The sequence below is a fragment of the Streptomyces sp. ERV7 genome, assembly GCF_001653515.1.
Taxonomy (GTDB): Bacteria; Actinomycetota; Actinomycetes; order Streptomycetales; family Streptomycetaceae; genus Streptomyces.
In genome coordinates this window covers 67,467-86,218 of sequence record NZ_LYOY01000040.1, presented here as the reverse complement: position 1 = coordinate 86,218, position 18,752 = coordinate 67,467, and the positions used below count along the sequence as shown (strand labels likewise).

Below are 18,752 nucleotides of genomic sequence, written 5' to 3'. Positions count from 1 at the left end.
ATGTCCGAAGTGCCCCTGATACAACCGGATTACACCCCCCTCATACTCCTGAATTACAGGAACATGATGCCTGGCCTCGCTGGTGGAAGCGCTCAGAGTGAGCCATCGTCTTATGCGCGGGGGGAGGGAATGATCATAAAGAGGTGGAGATCGGCCATGAGCAGGATGGTTCGAGCACTTAGCGCTATAGCCGTTGTCACGGCTGCTCTTTGCGCTCTCGCCGCGAGTGGGGAACCCACGTGGGAGAGCAAGCCGTCCCACGGAACCGTAGCGGCTCCGGGAGAGCCCACCTGGGAGCACAAGCCGGGGACGCGCGTCCTGGCGGCTCCGGTGGAGCCCACCTGGGAGGTCGCGCCCGCGGGTGTCGGCGCATGAGCCTCCCGTCGGACGACCGGGTCTTCCGGCGCGAGATGGCCACGGCCTACCGCTCGGGGTGGCACTTCATCGACCTCGTCACGGCGATCCCTTACCGCGGCGATTCGTTGATGGTCACCCTGTTCGGCGAGCCCATCCTGGTCGCGCGTGAGGACGACGAGGACGTCCGTGCCTACCGGTGCCTCCGCCGGCCACGGGGCGCGCCGCAGCCGATTCGCTGTGCCGTGAGGTACGGCATGGTGTTCGTCAATCTGGACCAGCGTGACCACCAACTGTTCGACCCCGAGTCATCTACCGCCACCCCCCGCAGCGCCTGAAGCGATTCCCCCGTCGTTGTAAATCGCTCAGGCGCTTCCCCCACACAGCGGCGCCATCGTGGACCTGAACACGGTGGCGCCGCTGTGCTGCGCGCGCACGCACGCGCGAGGGCGCCGTACGCTCAGCCCTTGCCCATCGCCCGCTCCAGGGTGATCTCGATCAGCACCCGGTCCGGGTTCTCGCGCGGCGTCCGCCCGTACCGCTCGGCGTACCGCGCCACCGCCTCCGCGATCGGCCCCGGCTCGGTGCGGACCCGGGCCCGGCCCTCAAGGGTGGCCCAGCGGCGCCCGTCCACCTGGCAGACCGCGACCCGCGCCCCCTCCTCGCCGGCCGCCAGGACGTTGCGCACCTTCCTGCTCGACCGGTTGGCGATCACCCGCGCGACACCCGCCTCCGGGTCGTAGGTGACCCCCACCGGCACCAGGTGCGGGCTGCCGTCCGGGCGCGGGGTCGTCAGCGTGCACAGGTGCCGCTCGCGCCAGAAGCTGAGATAGGCCGCGTCGGGCTGACGGGGGTCCACGGGGGTACGGGTGCGGGAGGCCGGGGCGGCGGCCGTGTCGGTGCTGGTCGTCATGGGCCGAAAACCTACGCCGAACCCGTTCCCGCCACCTTGAGCTCAATGGGCTCAACTTTATGTACGCTGGACGAGTCATGGAGTTCGTACCCCCTGAGCCGGGGACCCCTACGCCGAGGAGGAGAGACCGCACGTGGACGCCGAGCTGACCAACAAGAGCCGGGACGCGATCAACGCCGCCAGCAACCGGGCCGTGTCCGACGGGCACCCGGACCTGACGCCCGCGCATCTGCTGCTCGCCCTCCTGACGGGCGAGGAGAACGAGAACATCGTCGACCTGCTGGCGGCCGTCGAGGCGGACCAGGCCGCCGTACGGTCCGGGGCGGAGCGGCTGCTGGCCGCGCTGCCCAGCGTGACCGGCTCCACGGTCGCCCCGCCGCAGCCCAACCGGGAGCTGCTCGCCGTCATCGCCGACGCCGCGCAGCGCGCCAAGGAGCTGGGCGACGACTACCTCTCCACCGAACACCTGCTCATCGGCCTCGCCGCCAAGGGCGGACAGACCGGCGAGCTGCTCGCCCGGCAGGGCGCCACGGCCAAGAAGCTCCTTGAGGCATTCGAGACAGTACGAGGAGGACGGAGGGTGACCACCCCCGACCCCGAGGGCCAGTACAAGGCCCTGGAGAAGTTCGGCACGGATTTCACGGCCGCGGCCCGCGAGGGCAAGCTCGACCCGGTCATCGGCCGGGACCAGGAGATCCGCCGGGTGGTGCAGGTGCTCTCCCGGCGCACCAAGAACAACCCGGTGCTCATCGGTGAGCCCGGCGTCGGCAAGACCGCGGTCGTGGAGGGCCTGGCCCAGCGGATCGTGAAGGGCGACGTCCCGGAGTCCCTGAAGAACAAGCGGCTCGTCTCGCTCGACCTGGGCGCGATGGTGGCCGGGGCGAAGTACCGGGGCGAGTTCGAGGAGCGTCTGAAGACCGTCCTGGCCGAGATCAAGGCGAGCGACGGCCAGATCGTCACCTTCATCGACGAGCTCCACACGGTGGTCGGCGCGGGCGCCGGCGGCGACTCGGCCATGGACGCGGGCAACATGCTCAAGCCGATGCTGGCCCGTGGCGAGCTGCGGATGGTGGGCGCCACCACGCTCGACGAGTACCGCGAGCGCATCGAGAAGGACCCGGCCCTGGAGCGCCGCTTCCAGCAGGTCCTGGTCGCCGAGCCCACCGTCGAGGACACCATCGCGATCCTGCGCGGCCTCAAGGGCCGCTACGAGGCGCACCACAAGGTGCAGATCGCGGACAGCGCGCTGGTCGCGGCCGCGACCCTCTCCGACCGCTACATCACCTCCCGCTTCCTCCCCGACAAGGCGATCGACCTGGTCGACGAGGCCGCCTCCCGCCTCCGTATGGAGATCGACTCCTCGCCCGTGGAGATCGACGAGCTCCAGCGTGCGGTGGACCGGCTGCGCATGGAGGAGCTGGCGCTGTCCAAGGAGACGGACGCGGCGAGCAAGGAGCGCCTGGAGAAGATCCGCCGCGACCTCGCCGACAAGGAGGAGGAGCTGCGCGGCCTCACCGCCCGCTGGGAGAAGGAGAAGGAGGGCCTGAACCGGGTCGGTGAGCTCAAGGAGCGCCTCGACGACCTGCGCGGCCAGGCCGAGCGCGCCCAGCGCGACGGCGACTTCGACACCGCCTCCAAGCTGCTGTACGGCGAGATCCCGACCCTGGAGCGCGAGCTGGAGGAGGCCTCCGAGGCCGAGCAGGAGGCCGCCAAGACCGCCGACGCCAAGAGCAGCATGGTCAAGGACGAGGTCGGCCCCGACGACATCGCGGACGTGGTCGGCGCCTGGACCGGCATCCCGGCCGGGCGCCTCCTGGAGGGCGAGACGCAGAAGCTGCTGCGCATGGAGGACGAGCTGGGCCGCCGGCTGATCGGCCAGGCCGAGGCCGTCCGCGCGGTCTCGGACGCGGTCCGGCGTACGAGGGCGGGCATCGCCGACCCCGACCGCCCGACCGGCTCGTTCCTCTTCCTGGGCCCGACGGGCGTGGGCAAGACGGAACTGGCCAAAGCGCTGGCGGACTTCCTCTTCGACGACGAGCGGGCGATGGTCCGCATCGACATGTCGGAGTACGGCGAGAAGCACAGCGTGGCCCGGCTGGTCGGCGCCCCGCCCGGGTACGTCGGCTACGAGGAGGGCGGCCAGCTCACCGAGGCGGTCCGCCGCCGCCCGTACAGCGTGGTCCTGCTCGACGAGGTCGAGAAGGCGCACCCGGAGGTCTTCGACGTCCTGCTCCAGGTCCTCGACGACGGCCGCCTCACCGACGGCCAGGGCCGCACGGTCGACTTCCGCAACACCATCCTGATCCTCACCTCCAATCTGGGCAGCCAGTACCTGGTGGAGCCGACGACCTCGGAGGAGGAGAAGAAGCAGCAGGTCATGGAGGTGGTGCGGGTGTCCTTCAAGCCCGAGTTCCTCAACCGCCTGGACGACCTGGTGGTCTTCTCGGCGCTCTCCAAGGACGAGCTGGCGCACATCGCGGAGCTCCAGATCGCCCGCCTGGCCAAGCGCCTGGCCGACCGCCGCCTCACCCTGGACATCACCCCCGGGGCCCTGGCCTGGCTCGCCGAGGAGGGCAACGACCCGGCCTACGGCGCCCGCCCCCTGCGCCGCCTCATCCAGACCGCCATCGGCGACCGCCTCGCCAAGGAGATCCTGGCGGGCGAGGTCAAGGACGGCGACACGGTCCGCGTCGACCGGTTCGGGGACGGCCTGATCGTGGGCGCGGCGACCGGAAAGAGCCTCTAGCGAGGTGGCCGCGCCGCGATTCGGTCAGCCGTCAGCGGATACCCGTGGCGGGGGTTGCCAGCCCCCGCCCGGCATGGGAGAGGATGACCGGAACCGTACGAAGGAAGATTCACGATGAGCATCGACCCGTCCTCGATTCCGAATTTCGGGGCTCAGCCCGGCCCGCAGCCCACCGGTGGACCGGCCGGGCCCGTCGTACCCGACCAGGATCTGGTCAAGCAGCTCCTGGACCAGATGGAGCTCAAGTACGTCGTGGACGACGAGGGCGACCTCGCCGCGCCGTGGGAGGAGTTCCGCACGTACTTCATGTTCCGCGGCGAGGACGACCAGCAGGTCTTCTCGGTGCGGACCTTCTACGACCGCCCCCACAGCCTCGACGACAAGCTCGCGCTGCTGGAGACGATCGACGACTGGAACCGCCGCACCCTGTGGCCGAAGGTCTACACGCACACCCACGACGACGGCGCCGTCCGCCTCATCGGTGAGGCGCAGATGCTCATCGGCACCGGCGTCGCCCTGGAGCACTTCGTCTCCTCGACGGTGAGCTGGGTCCGCGCCTCCATCGAGTTCGACAAGTGGCTCGTGGAGCAGCTCGGCCTGGAGAAGGACGCCGAGGGCGACGAGGGCGATGCCGAGGGCGACGCCCCCGGCGACGACGCCTGACTCACAGCGCCATCGGGGCCAGCGTCAGCAGATACGCCCCGTACGCGAACGACAGCCCGGCCAGGGCGGCGGTCACCGTGACCGCCGCCCTCGGCCGGGCTTTCGCCAGCGCGGCCGCCAGCGGCAGCAGCAGCGGGAACGCCGGCAGCAGGAAGCGCGGCTTGGACTCGAAGAACCCCGAGCCGCCGACCGCGATCACCACCAGCACCGCCGTGTAGAGGAGCACCGGCAGCGGCGGGCGGTCCAGCAGGAACAGGACGAACAGCAGCAGCGCCGCCACCGTGATCAGGAACGCCATCGTGTAGCCGAGGTGGAAGGGCCCGGTGGTCAGCTTCCGTACGAAGCGCAGCGACCCCGCGCCGAAGTCGAACCGCGACGTCCAGCCGGCCTGGACCGCGAAGTAGCCGCGCAGCGGATCACCTCTTCGGGCGCCGACCGACAGGACGTACCCGCACCAGCCGAGCGGTGCCACCGCGCCGGCCGCCCACACCCGCCAGTCCCGCCGTACGCCCGGCCCGCCGCGCCACAGGGCCGCTACGGCCGCCGCCGTGACCGCCACCGCCACCGCGACCGCGTTCGGCCGTGAGAGGCCCGCCAGGGCCGCCAGCGCGCCCGCCCACAGCCAGCGGCGCTCCAGGACCGCCCACAGCGCCCAGGCGGCCAGCGCCGTCATCACCGGCTCGGTGTACGCCATCGACAGCACGATGGAGTGCGGCAGCAGCCCCCACAGCAGCACGAGCGCGGTCGCCGTGCGCCGGCCCGTCAGCCGCTCCCCGACCACATAGATCCCCCACGCCGCCGCGCCCGCCGCCGTCCACGAGACCAGCAGCCCGGCCGTGCCGCCCGCCACCGGCAGCGCCGTCGTCACCGCCCGCAGCAGGCTCGGGTAGAACGGGAAGAACGCCAGGTCGCTCTGGACCGCACCGCCCGGCCAGTACAGCGTCCGCCCGTAGCCGTTCGCCGCGATCTTGACGTACCAGTCGGCGTCCCACGCCGTCGCGAGCAGCGCGCGCGGCGAGCGCCCCAGATGCCAGGCCCACCCCGCCAGGCACAGCATCCCGGCGAGCCGGGCGGCCGCGAACAGCCCGAGCGCGGGGGCCGCCCGGCGCAGCGCGGTCAGCCGGTGCGGCGTGGCCAGAGCGGCGCCGGACCGGCGTACGAGGGCGGTGATCTCGGCGGACAGGGTGCACCTCCGGGCGCGCGCGTGGTCGGTCCTCCCCGGCCTTCGGCGGCGCCTCGTCCCGCGAGCTCAGCCCGCGAGCGCCTTCAGCCGGGAGACGGCCTCTTCGAGCACACTCTCCCTCTTGCAGAAGGCAAATCGGACGAAAGGCGCGCCCGCGTCCCGGTGGTCGTAGAAGACGGCGTTGGGAATCGCCACCACCCCGCAGCGCTCCGGCAGCGCCCGGCAGAAGGCGAAGCCGTCGCCGCCGTGCGAGAGCTCCCCGCCCAGCGGACGGATGTCGGTGGTGACGAAGTACGTGCCCGCCGGCCGGTACACCGCGAAGCCCGCCGCCGCCAGGCCCCCGCTCAGCAGGTCCCGCTTGGCCCGCAGGTCCTCGCGCAGGGTGTCGAAGTAGGTGTCCGGCAGCCGCAGCGCCTCGGCGACCGCGTACTGGAAGGGCCCGGAGGCCACGTACGTCAGGAACTGCTTCGCGGACCGCACGGCCGTGACGAGCTCGGGGGCGCCGGTCACCCAGCCGACCTTCCAGCCGGTGAAGGAGAACGTCTTGCCCGCCGAGCCGATGGTGACCGTGCGCCCGGCCATCCCCGGCAGCGTGGCGATCGGCACGTGCTCGCCGTCGAAGACCAGGTGCTCGTACACCTCGTCGGTGACCACCAGCAGATCCCGCTCGCAGGCCAGCTCCGCGATCGCGGTCAGCTCCTCGGCGCTCAGCACGGTCCCGGTCGGGTTGTGCGGGGTGTTGAGCAGGATGAGGCGGGTGCGCGGGGTGACGGCGGCGCGCAGCTCGTCCAGGTCCAGGTGGTAGCGGCCCTCGTCGGGCCGCAGCGTCACCGGGACGCGGGTGCCGCCCGCCATGGCGATGCAGGCCGCGTACGAGTCGTAGTACGGCTCCAGGGCGATCACCTCGTCCCCCGGCTCCACCAGGGCCAGCAGCGAGGCCGCGATCGCCTCGGTGGCGCCCGCCGTCACCAGCACCTCGCGGTCCGGGTCGAGGGCGAGCCCGTAGCGCCGCCGCTGGTGGTCCGCGATCGCGGTGCGCAGCTCGGGCACGCCCGGGCCCGGCGGGTACTGGTTGCCGCGCCCGTCGCGCAGGGCCCGTACGGCGGCCTCGCGCACCTCCTCGGGGCCGTCGGTGTCGGGGAAGCCCTGGCCGAGGTTGATGGCTCCGGTGGACGCCGCGAGGGCGGACATCTCGGCGAAGATCGTGGTGCCGAACTCGGCGAGGCGGCGGTTCAGGTGAGGGCGCGCGCTGGAGGTCATGGCGGTCATCCTGCGCGGAACCTCTGGAGTTGCTCAAGTCTGCTTTCGCGCGCGTGGGCCGAGGGCATCCCCCTGTCACGCAGGACAGCTGTCCCTCGGGACAGCGGACCGAAGGACGGTGGGGGAGATGGGATATGTCATCGCGGGGGCCGTACTCGTACTGATCTGGTACGTCGTCGGCAGGCTGACCCGGGGGAGCGACGCCCGGTGGCGGCGGGGGTGGTACGGGCGCGGATCGGGCTCGTCCGCCTCGGGCGGCTCCGCCGGCTCCTGGTGGGCCGGTGACGGCGGCGGCAGCGGTGGCGGCCACCACGGCCACCACGGCGGCCACTCGTGCGGCGGCGGCCACTCCTCCTGCGGGGGCGGCTCGTCCTGCGGCGGCGGTGGGGGCGGCGGTTGCGGCGGCTCCGGCTGAGCCGTTTGCGCCGGGTGGCTCGCACCCCGCACCGGATCCGCTGCAAGCCGCATTGCTTTTCGCATTCCATTCGGTTCGTGCTGGTGATTCTCCGCGCTGCTCTTTCGGTGAGGGAATTCCTTGATACGGCACGCATCAAGGAAGCCGGACCGGGTCGCGGCGGGCGAACCGAGGCGGGCGCCCCGCCTCGAACCGGCACCGGCCCCGAAAGCGGGGGCCTCGGTCCGGCGGGGGCGGGAGGAACGGCCGTTCGTACGTGTGGGGTTCATCGAGAACCTTCCTTGATACGGCACGCATCAAGGAATTCCCTCACCGAAAGAGCAGCGCGGAGAATCACCAGCACGAACCGAATGGAATGCGAAAAGCAATGCGGCTTGCAGCGGATCCGGTGCGGGGTGCGAGCCATCAAATAGGCGGCGCCATGCGAACATAAAATCCGGAGGCCGACCGGTACATCTCCGAAAAGGCGCGCGTCCTGAGGACGGGGCTACGGGTGACGTTGCCCCACGGGTGATACCACTGCGCAAAATGTCCGTAGCTGGGGTCCGCACCCCGAGGGATGCGGACCCCAGCTACGAAGTGCGCGTCCGCGTCAGGCGAGAACGATGTTCTCTGCCGACGGGCCCTTCTGGCCCACCGCGATATCGAAGGTGACCTTCTGGCCTTCGAGCAGCTCAAGGAGGCCCTCGGCGGCGATGTTCGAGAAGTGGGCGAACACGTCAGCGTCTCCGCTGTCCTGCTCGATGAAACCGAACCCGCGGGCCGCGTTGAACCACTTCACTGTGCCTGACGCCACGCCGTATCTCCTTTGGGGCAGTACGCCGGGACCCGCGATGTGCGGATATCGGGGCGCCGCGATGATGCCCCTCCGAAAAAGACCGGCGACACAAAAAAGCTTCCCGGCGCCGAAATCATCCGGCGAAGGAGCTTGACATTTTCGGGAACCGCAACTGCAACTGAGATCGACAGTAGCATGAGGCAGCGACGCCTGTACGGTAAACAACTCCACGGTTTTGCTTGCCGCAAAAACACTCCCCGCACTGCGCGTTAAAACCTCTTCGCGCGGTCACAGATATTTCCCCGCCCGCAGCGGAGCACTTCGGGAACAGCGAGTCCAGCCGATGCACGCCTCCCGCGAGGGGCGGGAGGCGGAGGCGATCGTCCCGGTTCTTGCGGCAGACCTCGGCACGTGTATACCGGGGACCCGCCGGTGTCCGGCGGGCGGCCCGCCTCAGGGCGCGGAGGGACCGGAGGGCCCCGCCGCTTCGGCGGAGCGGCGGTATTCGGCGTTGATGCGCTGGGCTTCCTCGAGCTGGTCTTCGAGGATGATGATGCGGCAGGCGGCGTCGATGGGCGTGCCCTGGTCGACGAGCTCGCGCGCGCGGGCGGCGATGCGCAGCTGGTAGCGCGAGTAGCGACGGTGGCCGCCGTCGGAGCGCAGCGGGGTGATGAGCCGAGCTTCGCCGAGGGCCCGCAGGAAGCCCTGAGTGGCGCCGATCATCTCGGCGGCCCGGCCCATGGTGTAGGCGGGGTAGTCGTCGTCATCGAGACGTCCGAACGAGTCGTCTGCTGTCATTGCACCTCTCTGTGGCACGCGTCGAGGGGCCCTGGTGCCAGATCTGGCACCAGGGCCCCGAAGGAACTTCTACACCATCTGCCGACCCTGGTACTGCGTCGGCCTGTTGTGTCCGCACCGCCACCGGGGGGTGCGCGGCGGTTGCGGGGATCGCGGTTGCTTGACCGGAGACCACCTCACTAACGATGTCCTGCGGTACCCGGGCCCAGACTTCGACCCGGGCGATCCTGATGGCGCCTGGCTCCTCCGTTCTTTCCCTCTGATCTTGCTGAGCGGGACGTACGTACTGCTGTTACCGCTCACTTCCGATACTGCGACTGCACTTGCGGGTACTGCTGCCCGGTAGTTCGTCTCTGCCGGACCTTGCACAATCTCGGCTACGACAGAAACCATAACCGGCCCACCATCCAATGTCTACTCCGGCGAACATAGATTTTCGCTCGCCAGGAAGAGAGGAAGGCGGCTCGCTGGTGATAGCCCCCTGCCGGTCGCGCCAGGGCCCTACGGGGTCGCCGTGGAAACCACGAAGACGACCGGCTTGTCCGGGTCGCTCTCGTCCACCGTGATGTCCTGGGTGGGCAGCGGGTCCTTCTGGGCGTGCCGCGTGCCCGCCCAGTCATGGCCGGAGGCGAACGTCCAACCCACCTTCTTCGCGTCGGCGGCGCCGATCGCCACCGAGCCGGGCCGCAGCGCCGCTGTGCTGGTGCCGGAGTCCTTCAGGAACTCGGCGAGCCCGGCCGCGGTGGTCCTGAACGACACGTACAGCTTGCTGACCGCCCAGCTGTTGGTCTCGAAGTACCTGACGTCGGTGGCGGAGGACGGGACCGGCACGTCGTAGATGCGCCGCTGTGTCTTGGACGGCCAGTCGTTCTGCAGCCCGGTCGCCGAGGCCTCGCTCTCCTTGTCGCGCCCGCTGTCACGGCTCTGACCGGCGGAGATGGCCAGATAGCCGGCCGGGACCCCGATGAGCAGGACGATGATCACCGCGGTGAGCCAGCGGCGGCGGAGCATATGGCGGCGGTCCTCCGGCGGCCGGTTCTCGTCCGGCGACGGCGACTGGCGCGGCACGGCGGGCCGCTCTGCGGGGGTCATCACGGCGATTCCTGGGTGGTGCGGGCGGAGCTCGACTTGCGGACGGCCTCGGCGACCTGGGCGTAGCGCTCGTAGCGCTCCACCCGGCGGCGGTTGGCGCGGCGGAAGCGGCGGGCGACCACGCCGGGGGGGGGCCCCGACCCCAAGGACCCCAAGGGCCCCACCACCTCCGGCTCGGGTTCCGCCGCCGACGCGTCCGCCGACGGTTCCGGCCACTCCGTCTTCGACGCCGTCGTTCCGCCGCCCTCGCTCGACCCGCTCGCGGAGGAGGAGTTCGACGTTCCCGGGGACGCGGGCTACGTACCCGCCGAGGCCGCGCACGCCCGGCGCACGATGATCGGGCGCAGCGCCGAGGAGGTCGACCACGCCCCGCCGCGCGGGCGGTACGCGCCGGTGCCCGCCCCGGCGGGTTCCGGCGCGGGGGCCACCCTGCGGTGGGCCGCCCCCGCCGCCGCGCTCGCCCTCGCCTCCGCCGTGGTGGTCGGCCGCGTACTGCGCCGCCGTCGCTGACCGCGCCACTCCGGCCAACACGGCGGCGTGCGCGCCGGCGTGTGCGGTGACGCAAGTAGTGTCGGGGGCGTGAGTAGTGACAAGAGTGTCCGGCTGGCGGCCGGCGACGTCGAGTTGACGGTCCGTCCGGACCTCGGATGCCGGATCGAAAGCCTCCGCATCGGCGGTACGGAAGTGCTGCGCCAGGGCGACAAGTACGGCTCGTTCCCGATGGTTCCCTGGTGCGGACGGGTCGAGCACGGCGAGTTCCGCAACGGCGGCACCAAGCACCATCTGCCGCTGAACTCCCCGCCGCACGCCATCCACGGCACCGGCCGCGACACCGTCTGGAAGCGGGTGCGCACCGGCGAGACCGAGTCCGGCCACGCCGAGGCCCACTTCACCTACGACCTGGCCGAGCCCTGGCCGTACACCGGGCGCGTCACCCAGATCTTCGAGCTGTCCGAGAGCGCGCTGACGATCACCATGGGCGTCGAGACGTACGGCGACTCCTTCCCCGCGCAGGTCGGCTGGCACCCGTGGTTCCGGCGCAGCCTCGGCGGAGAGGACGTCCGGCTCGGGTTCACTCCCGCCTGGCAGGAGGAGCGCGGCGACGACCATCTGCCCACCGGCCGCCGTATCGACCCGCTCCCGGGCCCCTGGGACGACTGCTTCGGCATGCCCGAGGGCGTCGACGTCACCCTCACCTGGCCGGAGCGGCTGGAGCTGAAGGTGACCAGCCGCAGTGAGTGGGTGGTCGTCTACGACGAGCAGGAGGAGGCGGTGTGCGTGGAGCCCCAGTCCGGCCCGCCCAACGGCCTGAACACGCTCCCCAGGCTGGTGACGCAGGTGGACCCGCTGGAGCTGGCGACGACCTGGAGCTGGCGCCGCCTCTAAGCTGGCGGACATGACTGACGTACGCGCTGACCTGCTCCAGCAGATCAAGGACAAGGCCGTGGTGCACGGCAAGGTGACCCTCTCGTCGGGTCGGGAAGCCGACTACTACATCGACCTGCGCCGGATCACGCTGGACGGCGAGGCCGCGCCGCTGGTCGGCCAGGTCATGCTCGACCTCACCGCCGACCTGGACTTCGACTGCGTGGGCGGGCTGACGCTCGGCGCCGACCCGGTGGCGACGTCGATGCTGCACGCCTCGGCCGCGCGCGGGCAGCGCCTGGACGCCTTCGTCGTGCGCAAGGCGCAGAAGGCGCACGGTATGCAGCGCCGGATCGAGGGCACGGACGTGAAGGGCCGCCGCTGCCTGGTGGTCGAGGACACCTCCACCACCGGCGGCTCGCCGCTGACGGCCGTCGAGGCGGTGCGCGAGGCGGGCGGCGAGGTCGTCGCCGTGGCCACGATCGTCGACCGGGGCGCGGCCGACGCGATCGCCGGGGCGGGGCTGACGTACCTCACCGGGTACCAGCTCGGGGATCTGGGCCTGTCCTAGCGGTCAAGATCGACTGACGGGCACTCCGAAAGTGGTGCCCCGGCTCCCGGAATCCTTGCGCACCGGGCCTGACCTGCGCTTTCCCTGAGGGGGCGGCCGTTTCACGTGAAACGGCCGCCCCCTCGTCCGTCCGCAGGGTGGAGCCGGGCGCAGAGTCTGGAAAGATGGGCCGCGACGATGACGTCGCCCCCAGGTCAGGGCCAGCACATATCGCACACCCCGCACATCACAAGGAGCGGACAGATGCCCATCGCAACCCCCGAGGTCTACAACGAGATGCTCGACCGGGCGAAGGCAGGCAAGTTCGCCTACCCGGCCATCAACGTGACCTCGACGCAGACCCTGCACGCTGCCCTGCGCGGCTTCGCGGAGGCCGAGAGCGACGGCATCATCCAGATCTCCACCGGCGGTGCCGAGTTCCTGGGTGGCCAGTACAACAAGGACATGGTCACCGGCGCTGTCGCCCTGGCCGAGTTCGCGCACGTCGTCGCCGCCAAGTACGACATCACCGTCGCGCTGCACACCGACCACTGCCCCAAGGACAAGCTGGACGCCTACGTACGTCCGCTCCTGGAGGTCTCGGCCGAGCGCGTCGCCAAGGGCCTGAACCCGCTCTTCCAGTCGCACATGTGGGACGGCTCCGCCGAGACCCTCGCGGACAACCTGGCCATCGGCCAGGAGCTGCTCGCCAAGGCCGCCGCCGCCAAGATCATCCTTGAGGTCGAGATCACCCCGACCGGCGGCGAGGAGGACGGCGTCACCCACGAGATCAACGACGAGCTGTACACGACCGTCGATGACGCGCTGCGCACCGCCGAGGCGCTCGGCCTGGGCGAGAAGGGCCGCTACCTGCTGGCCGCCTCCTTCGGCAACGTCCACGGCGTCTACAAGCCGGGCAACGTCGTGCTGCGTCCGGAGCTCCTCAAGGACCTCCAGGAGGGCGTCGCCGCCAAGTACGGCAGCGCCTCGCCGTTCGACTTCGTCTTCCACGGCGGCTCCGGCTCCACCGAGCAGGAGATCGCGACCGCGCTGGAGAACGGCGTCGTGAAGATGAACCTCGACACCGACACCCAGTACGCCTTCACGCGTCCGGTCGCGGACCACATGTTCCGCAACTACGACGGCGTCCTGAAGGTCGACGGCGAGGTCGGCAAGAAGTCGACCTACGACCCGCGCACCTGGGGCAAGCTCGCCGAGGCGTCGATGGCCAAGCGCGTCACCGAGGCGTGCGCGAACCTGCGCTCGACCGGCACGAAGCTGAAGTAAGCGGCGCGCGGGCCCACCGTCCGCGCTCCCCCGCACGAGGCCCGGCCTCCCCCGCTCGGGGGGTGCCGGGTCTCGTGCGTTCGGCGAGAGTGGATCCATGAGCGTACGGATGGGCACGGCGGCGGGGCGGTGGGTGCTGTTCACGACCGTGCTCGGGTCCGGCATGGCGATGCTCGACTCGACGGTGGTCAATGTGGCCCTGCCGCGCATCGGGGCGGACCTGGACGCGGACATGGCGGTGCTCCAGTGGACCGTCAACGCGTACATGCTGACGCTGGCCGGGCTGATCCTGCTCGGCGGGGCGCTCGGGGACCGGTACGGCCGCCGCAAGGTCTTCGTCGTCGGCGTCGTCTGGTTCGCCGCCGGGTCACTGCTGTGCGGGCTGGCGCCCGACGCGGGCGTCCTGATCGCCGCGCGCGCCCTCCAGGGCGTCGGCGGCGCGCTCCTCACCCCCGGCTCGCTCGCCCTCATCCAGGCGAGCTTCCACCCCGACGACCGGGCCGGCGCGGTGGGCATCTGGTCCGGGCTGGGCGGGGTCGGCGCGGCCGTCGGGCCGTTCCTGGGCGGCTGGCTGGTGGACGGCCCCGGCTGGCGCTGGGTCTTCCTGCTGAACGTCCCGCTGGCCGCGCTCTGCGTCCCGGTGGCGCTGCGGCACGTACCGGAGTCCAGGGACGCGCGCGTGCACACGGCCCGGTTCGATGTGACGGGCGCGGTGCTGGGGGCCCTGGCGCTGGCCCTGGTGACGTACGCGCTGATCGAGGCGCCCGGCCGGGGCGCGTCACCGCTGGTCCTGGGCGCGGCGCTGGCGGGGGTCGCGCTCGGGCCGGCCTTCCTCCGCCTCGAACGGCGCCTCGCCGACCCCATGCTCCCGCCCGAGATCTTCGCCTCGCGCCAGTTCACGGCGGTGAACCTGGTGACGGTGTGCGTGTACGCGGCGTTCGGCGGCTTCTTCTTCCTGGCGGCGCTCCAGCTCCAGGTGGTGGCGGGGTACTCGGCGCTCGGCGCCGGCGCCGCCCTGCTCCCGACGACGGTCCTGATGCTCCTGCTCTCGGCCCGCTCGGGCGAGCTGGGCGAGCGGATCGGCCCGCGCGTCCCGCTGACGGTGGGGCCGCTGCTGTGCGCGGGCGGGATGCTGCTGATGCTGCGGGTGGGCGTGGACGCGTCCTACATACGTGACGTGCTCCCCGCGGTCGTCGTCCTCGGCCTGGGCATGGTGACCCTGGTCGCGCCGCTCACCGCGACGGTGCTGGCGTCGGTGGACGCGGGCCGGGCGGGGCTGGCGAGCGGCATCAACAACGCGGCGGCGCGGGCGGCGGGGCTGATCGCGGTGGCGGCGCTGCCGCTGGTGGCGGGCATGTCCCCGTCGGCGTACCGCTCGGCGGCGGAGTTCGGCTCGACGTTCCGGCGGGCGATGCCGGTGTGTGCGGGAGTGCTGGTCCTGGGCTCGGCCCTGGCCTTCGCGACGGTCCGCCGCCCGGGGGTGGGGGCGTGCCATCCGGAGTGCCGCGTGTCGTGCGGCGTCACGGGCCCCCCGCTGGAACGCGACCGCGAACTTTGACCCCACCCACCATGGCCCGCGCCGGGCCGCCGACGGATCCCCCTGGCGTAGGCCTCCGCCCCCGCCACCCGGCGGGGTCAGGGCCTCCCCCGTCCCGCGCGGCGCGGTGGACATATGGGACCTAGAGTCGGACGCGTGGGATCGGAACGGGAAGATCGGGCGATCCGCGTGGTCGTCGTCGACGACGAGCAGCTGGTCCGCTCGGGCCTGCGGATGATCTTGGGTGCGGCGCCTGACATCGAGGTGGTCGCGGACTGCGCCGGGGGCCAGGCGGTGGACACCGTCCTCGCGCAGCGGCCCGACGTCGTGATGCTGGACATCCGGATGCCGGACGTGGACGGGCTGACCGTACTGAACCAGCTCACTGCCGCCCTGGGGGAGCGGCTGCCCGCCGTCACCATGCTGACCACGTTCGACACGGACGAGTACCTCGCCACCGCACTGCGTGCGGGGGCATCGGGTTTCCTGCTGAAGGACACCGAGCCGGAACAGCTCGCCCAGGCCGTCCGTGTGCTGGCCGCCGGGGGAAGCACGCTCGACCCCGGTGTGGCCCGCACGGTGATCGGTGGGTACGTGGACGGGGCCGGTGGCTCCGAGCAGGCGAAGCGGGCGGTGGAAGGACTCACCGACCGGGAGCGGGAGGTGCTCGTACTGCTCGGGCAGGGGCTCTCCAACGCGGAGATCGCGGCCGGGCTGCACCTCGCGCACGGAACCGTCAAGGACCACGTGAGCGCGCTGCTCGGGAAACTGGGCGGACTCAACCGCGTACAAGCGGCCGTCATCGCGGAGCGGGCCGGGCTGGTGGCCGGCCGCGCTGATGAGCGCCGGCATCAGGTATGACACTCACGCCTGCCCAGGGGCGCCGACTGTCTCTTCTCGGCCCGGTGGTCCTGGGCCTCGCGGACACCTTCATCTCGGACGGCGCTCCCCTCACTGTTCTGGAGCGGACACTCTCGGTGGGTGCGGCGCTGGCGTTGTTCGCCCGGTTGCGCATGCCGGTCGTCACGCTGCTGGCCACCATTCCGGGCCTGTACATGGGCACCTCGTGGCTGGCCGGGCTGACCGCGCTGTACACCGTCAGCCGTTTCAGGCCCAACCGCCTGCTGCTGACGAGCTGCGCTCTGCTGGTGATTTTCGCGTACTACCTGCCGTACCCGCTGGAGATGGCGGCTGTGCGGGACAGGAACGCGCATCCGGTCTGGGTGGAAAGCTCCTTGGGGGCAGCCATCGCCGCGGTCGCCCTCGGGCGGGCGGTCGCGCTGCGCGGTGAGCTCGCGGTGCGTCTGAGGGAGCTCACCGAGGGTCGGAGCCGGGAGGACCGCCTGCTGGCGGAGCAGGTGCTCGCCACCGAGCGCACGCAGCTGGCCCGCGAGATGCACGACGTCGTGGCCCATCAGGTCAGCCTGATCAGCCTGCAGGCCGGGGCGCTGCGTATGAGCACCGTGGATCCGGTGGCGCGGGAGACCGCCGACACGATTCGTACGCTCTCCGTCAGGACCCTGGACGAACTGCGCCACATGGTCGGTGTGCTGCGGGCCGGTGGAGCGGGTTCGGTGGAGCGTCGGCCCCAGCCCCGCCTGTCGGACCTTCCCCGGCTCATCGCCGAGAGCGCTCTGGAGGTGGATGCGGACATCTGTGACCAGGCGTGCGCATCGTGTCCGGAGGGTGTGGAGAGGGCGGCTTACCGAATCGTGCAGGAGGCGTTGACCAACGTCCGCAAACACGCCCCTGGCGCCAAAGTCCGCGTCTGTCTGCGCTGCGAGGGCAACGAGCTGCAGGTGGAGATTCGCAATGCCGCACCCCTACCCGGCGCTGCGCCGCTGGATCTGCCCAGCGGTGGCCACGGCCTGATCGGCCTGAGCGAGCGTGTCCATCTGCTGGGGGGTTTCTTCAGCGCGGGGCCGGATGACGCCGGTGGCTTCGTGGTCGGCGCCACCCTCCCCATCGCTTCAGGCTAGGCGGGGGCGGGCTCACCGGATCAGCCCCAAGCGTCCCACTCGCGTATGGCCCGTGCGGATCCTCAGCCCACCTCCGCTGCGCCTGTGTGCTTCGGCTCGCCGGTGCGTGATCGGGTCCGCGTGCCCGTACAGCGTCGGCCCGATAGCCTGCGTGCACCATCCGTGAGGCCGAGCTGGGCGAAGTCCGGACAGGGGAGCAGGGATATGACGGTGTCGGCCAGGAAGGTGGCGGTCTTCTCCCTCGGTGGCACGATCGCGATGACGACGGATCCGGCCACGGGAGGCGTCGTACCCGCGCTCTCGGCCCACGATCTCCTGGCCGCAGTGCCCGCCCTGGCGACGAGTGGGGTCAGCCTCAAGGTGCGGGACTTCCGCCGTCTGCCCGGTGCTTCTCTGACGTTCGAGGATCTCACCGACCTGTCGGCCGCGATCGCGGCGGAGCTGGAGGGCGGTGAGGTCGACGGCGTCGTCATCACCCAGGGCACCGACACCATCGAGGAGACAGCCTTCCTCCTCGACCTCTACCACGGCCACGAGCAGCCCGTCATCGTCACGGGTGCGATGCGCAATCCCACCCTTCCCGGTGCCGATGGCCCGGCCAACATTCACGCCGCCGTCCTGGCCGCCGCCGACCCCGGCCTTCGCGGTGCCGGCTGCCTCGTGCTGCTCGGCGACGAGATCCATGCGGCTCGCAACGTCCGCAAGTCCCACACCACCAGCCCGGCTGCCTTCACCTCACCCGCGTGCGGCCCGATCGCCCGGGTCGCAGAGAACACGGTGTGGTTGACGGGCAGCCTGCCGCGCCGCCGACCGTTGCTCGAAGCCCCCTCCCGGCAGGCGCGCGTCGGGCTGTACACCGTCACGTTCGGCGACGACGGCGTCCTCCTCGACGTGTGGGAGGGCCACTGCGACGGGCTGGTGGTCGCGGCCTTCGGTGTCGGCCACGTCCCCGAACGCCTCGTCGAGCCACTCACCAAGCTCGCGTCCCGCATCCCCGTAGTTCTCGCCTCCCGCATCGGCAACGGCCCTGTCCTGTCCGACACGTACGGCTTCCCTGGCTCAGAGAAGGACCTACTGGGCCGAGGACTCATCGGAGCAGGCGACCTCAGCCCGTACCAGGCACGGCTGCTTCTCCACGCCGCGCTGGCTCACGGCGCCGAAGGGGCATCGGTTCGCGAGATCTTTGGCGTCGTCGCCGGCTGAACTCATCTCTCCAGTCGACAGCTGCCCATGCGCGCTGCTGGAGGGGGCGGACCGGATGGCGGTGGCGGGCGGCGGACCGGCGTTCGTCCGCATTCACCCCTATGAGGCGGAACCCGAAAGGGAATTTCGAAAGGAACGCGAAAGGAAATCGCATATGCGCAGGGCGCGCTGTTAGCGTCCGGACAGCCGACCCGTATTCGACGGAGTTCGGCTCGTCCAACTGGGCATCCTTACGAAAGGGAGTGCAATGCGAAATTCCGGGAAGATCGCCAGGCTCGCTATTGTGGCCGCCGGAACGGTCGGCGTACTGACCGTATGCGGGCCGATGGCGCAGGCGGCTCCAGCAGAGCACGTCGCGCAGATCAGCCGCGTGGCCGATTCGGCGTGGTCCGCGACCGTGGGCTTCAGCGGGAGGATCTCCGCGGTGAAGACCGGTTCCCTCGTGGTGACCACCGCCAACGGAGACGTCACGTTCGACCTTACGCAGGGGCCCTACCGATCCGGCTCCCTGCAGACAGGCCTCAACGCCTATGTCGCGGCTCACGCGCAGAATGGCACGTGGGTGGCGACGGCCATATTCACCTACCCGTAAATCGAGCGTCTCTTTCCGCGGGATTACCTCCCGCGGA

The 18,752-nt window shown here is 71.0% G+C and carries 19 protein-coding genes; 13 read left to right on the top strand and 6 right to left on the bottom strand.

Going from position 1 to position 18,752, the window contains the following annotated elements; translation table 11 throughout:
• The first annotated feature begins 371 nt into the window (after window positions 1-371).
• Window positions 372-692: a (2Fe-2S)-binding protein gene (locus A8W25_RS14900; protein WP_067161604.1), complete on the top strand. Its 321-nt coding sequence runs from the start codon at window positions 372-374 to the stop codon at window positions 690-692.
• 122 nt (window positions 693-814) lie between these two features.
• Here A8W25_RS14900 and A8W25_RS14895 read toward each other — a convergent pair whose 3' ends face one another.
• On the bottom strand, window positions 815-1,267 hold the full coding sequence (locus tag A8W25_RS14895; RefSeq protein ID WP_067161602.1) for a pyridoxamine 5'-phosphate oxidase family protein: 453 nt from the start codon (window positions 1,265-1,267) through the stop codon (window positions 815-817).
• Between the two features lie 133 nt (window positions 1,268-1,400).
• Between A8W25_RS14895 and clpB the strand changes: the two genes are divergently transcribed.
• Both clpB and A8W25_RS14885 read left to right on the top strand, forming a co-directional pair.
• On the top strand, window positions 1,401-4,013 hold the full coding sequence (gene clpB, locus A8W25_RS14890) for an ATP-dependent chaperone ClpB (protein ID WP_067161599.1): 2,613 nt from the start codon (window positions 1,401-1,403) through the stop codon (window positions 4,011-4,013).
• Between the two features lie 114 nt (window positions 4,014-4,127).
• Entirely contained in the window at window positions 4,128-4,676 is a 549-nt protein-coding gene (locus A8W25_RS14885) for a YbjN domain-containing protein (protein WP_067161596.1), read from the top strand.
• A gap of 1 nt (window position 4,677) precedes the next feature.
• Here the strand turns inward: A8W25_RS14885 and A8W25_RS14880 are convergent, their stop codons facing one another.
• Complete coding sequence (locus tag A8W25_RS14880; RefSeq protein ID WP_107470701.1) at window positions 4,678-5,733, bottom strand: glycosyltransferase family 39 protein; 1,056 nt, start codon at window positions 5,731-5,733, stop codon at window positions 4,678-4,680.
• Between the two features lie 192 nt (window positions 5,734-5,925).
• The gene (locus A8W25_RS14875; protein WP_067161590.1) at window positions 5,926-7,128 is read right to left on the bottom strand and encodes a pyridoxal phosphate-dependent aminotransferase; all 1,203 of its coding nucleotides are present in this window, start codon (window positions 7,126-7,128) and stop codon (window positions 5,926-5,928) included.
• Between the two features lie 118 nt (window positions 7,129-7,246).
• Here A8W25_RS14875 and A8W25_RS14870 point away from each other — a divergent pair, with 118 nt between their 5' ends.
• A complete protein-coding gene (locus A8W25_RS14870; protein WP_067161587.1) occupies window positions 7,247-7,534 on the top strand; it encodes a hypothetical protein in 288 nt (95 codons plus the stop codon).
• A 592-nt stretch (window positions 7,535-8,126) separates the two neighbouring features.
• Here the strand turns inward: A8W25_RS14870 and A8W25_RS14865 are convergent.
• From A8W25_RS14865 to A8W25_RS14855, 3 genes are all read right to left on the bottom strand, one after another.
• The gene (locus A8W25_RS14865) at window positions 8,127-8,330 is read right to left on the bottom strand and encodes a cold-shock protein (RefSeq protein WP_067160677.1); all 204 of its coding nucleotides are present in this window, start codon (window positions 8,328-8,330) and stop codon (window positions 8,127-8,129) included.
• Window positions 8,331-8,765: 435 nt separating this feature from the next.
• Window positions 8,766-9,110: a MerR family transcriptional regulator gene (locus A8W25_RS14860; protein WP_067161583.1), complete on the bottom strand. Its 345-nt coding sequence runs from the start codon at window positions 9,108-9,110 to the stop codon at window positions 8,766-8,768.
• A 501-nt stretch (window positions 9,111-9,611) separates the two neighbouring features.
• Complete coding sequence (locus A8W25_RS14855; RefSeq protein ID WP_067161580.1) at window positions 9,612-10,202, bottom strand: hypothetical protein; 591 nt, start codon at window positions 10,200-10,202, stop codon at window positions 9,612-9,614.
• A gap of 93 nt (window positions 10,203-10,295) precedes the next feature.
• Between A8W25_RS14855 and A8W25_RS14850 the strand changes: the two genes are divergently transcribed.
• The 9 genes from A8W25_RS14850 (at window position 10,296) to A8W25_RS14810 (ending at window position 18,715) form a co-directional block, all read left to right on the top strand.
• The gene (locus A8W25_RS14850) at window positions 10,296-10,712 is read left to right on the top strand and encodes a hypothetical protein (RefSeq protein WP_420708464.1); all 417 of its coding nucleotides are present in this window, start codon (window positions 10,296-10,298) and stop codon (window positions 10,710-10,712) included.
• Between the two features lie 69 nt (window positions 10,713-10,781).
• On the top strand, window positions 10,782-11,588 hold the full coding sequence (locus tag A8W25_RS14845; RefSeq protein WP_067161578.1) for an aldose epimerase: 807 nt from the start codon (window positions 10,782-10,784) through the stop codon (window positions 11,586-11,588).
• Window positions 11,589-11,598: 10 nt separating this feature from the next.
• A complete protein-coding gene (gene pyrE, locus A8W25_RS14840) occupies window positions 11,599-12,138 on the top strand; it encodes an orotate phosphoribosyltransferase (protein WP_067161575.1) in 540 nt (179 codons plus the stop codon).
• 243 nt (window positions 12,139-12,381) lie between these two features.
• A complete protein-coding gene (gene fbaA, locus A8W25_RS14835; protein WP_067161572.1) occupies window positions 12,382-13,404 on the top strand; it encodes a class II fructose-bisphosphate aldolase in 1,023 nt (340 codons plus the stop codon).
• A gap of 97 nt (window positions 13,405-13,501) precedes the next feature.
• Window positions 13,502-14,962, top strand: a complete 1,461-nt coding sequence (locus A8W25_RS14830; protein WP_067161569.1) for an MFS transporter — start codon at window positions 13,502-13,504, stop codon at window positions 14,960-14,962.
• A gap of 114 nt (window positions 14,963-15,076) precedes the next feature.
• Window positions 15,077-15,802, top strand: a complete 726-nt coding sequence (locus A8W25_RS14825; protein WP_067161566.1) for a response regulator — start codon at window positions 15,077-15,079, stop codon at window positions 15,800-15,802.
• Window positions 15,803-15,846: 44 nt separating this feature from the next.
• Entirely contained in the window at window positions 15,847-16,920 is a 1,074-nt protein-coding gene (locus A8W25_RS14820; protein WP_234386460.1) for a sensor histidine kinase, read from the top strand.
• 204 nt (window positions 16,921-17,124) lie between these two features.
• Entirely contained in the window at window positions 17,125-18,123 is a 999-nt protein-coding gene (locus A8W25_RS14815) for an asparaginase (protein ID WP_067161560.1), read from the top strand.
• 283 nt (window positions 18,124-18,406) lie between these two features.
• Window positions 18,407-18,715: a hypothetical protein gene (locus tag A8W25_RS14810; RefSeq protein WP_158942550.1), complete on the top strand. Its 309-nt coding sequence runs from the start codon at window positions 18,407-18,409 to the stop codon at window positions 18,713-18,715.
• The last annotated feature ends 37 nt before the right edge of the window (window positions 18,716-18,752 follow it).

What these genes read in the sequence shown, in the direction of transcription:
- fbaA (WP_067161572.1), top strand. Translation starts at nt 12,382, where the DNA reads ATGCCCATCGCAACCCCCGAGGTCTACAACGAGATGCTCGACCGGGCG.
- A8W25_RS14875 (WP_067161590.1), bottom strand. Translation starts at nt 7,128, where the DNA reads ATGACCGCCATGACCTCCAGCGCGCGCCCTCACCTGAACCGCCGCCTC.
- A8W25_RS14855 (WP_067161580.1), bottom strand. Translation starts at nt 10,202, where the DNA reads ATGACCCCCGCAGAGCGGCCCGCCGTGCCGCGCCAGTCGCCGTCGCCG.
- A8W25_RS14815 (WP_067161560.1), top strand. Translation starts at nt 17,125, where the DNA reads ATGACGGTGTCGGCCAGGAAGGTGGCGGTCTTCTCCCTCGGTGGCACG.
- A8W25_RS14895 (WP_067161602.1), bottom strand. Translation starts at nt 1,267, where the DNA reads ATGACGACCAGCACCGACACGGCCGCCGCCCCGGCCTCCCGCACCCGT.
- A8W25_RS14880 (WP_107470701.1), bottom strand. Translation starts at nt 5,733, where the DNA reads ATGCTGTGCCTGGCGGGGTGGGCCTGGCATCTGGGGCGCTCGCCGCGC.
- A8W25_RS14885 (WP_067161596.1), top strand. Translation starts at nt 4,128, where the DNA reads ATGAGCATCGACCCGTCCTCGATTCCGAATTTCGGGGCTCAGCCCGGC.
- A8W25_RS14825 (WP_067161566.1), top strand. Translation starts at nt 15,077, where the DNA reads ATGGGACCTAGAGTCGGACGCGTGGGATCGGAACGGGAAGATCGGGCG.
- A8W25_RS14870 (WP_067161587.1), top strand. Translation starts at nt 7,247, where the DNA reads ATGGGATATGTCATCGCGGGGGCCGTACTCGTACTGATCTGGTACGTC.
- pyrE (WP_067161575.1), top strand. Translation starts at nt 11,599, where the DNA reads ATGACTGACGTACGCGCTGACCTGCTCCAGCAGATCAAGGACAAGGCC.
- A8W25_RS14900 (WP_067161604.1), top strand. Translation starts at nt 372, where the DNA reads ATGAGCCTCCCGTCGGACGACCGGGTCTTCCGGCGCGAGATGGCCACG.
- A8W25_RS14860 (WP_067161583.1), bottom strand. Translation starts at nt 9,110, where the DNA reads ATGACAGCAGACGACTCGTTCGGACGTCTCGATGACGACGACTACCCC.
- A8W25_RS14830 (WP_067161569.1), top strand. Translation starts at nt 13,502, where the DNA reads ATGAGCGTACGGATGGGCACGGCGGCGGGGCGGTGGGTGCTGTTCACG.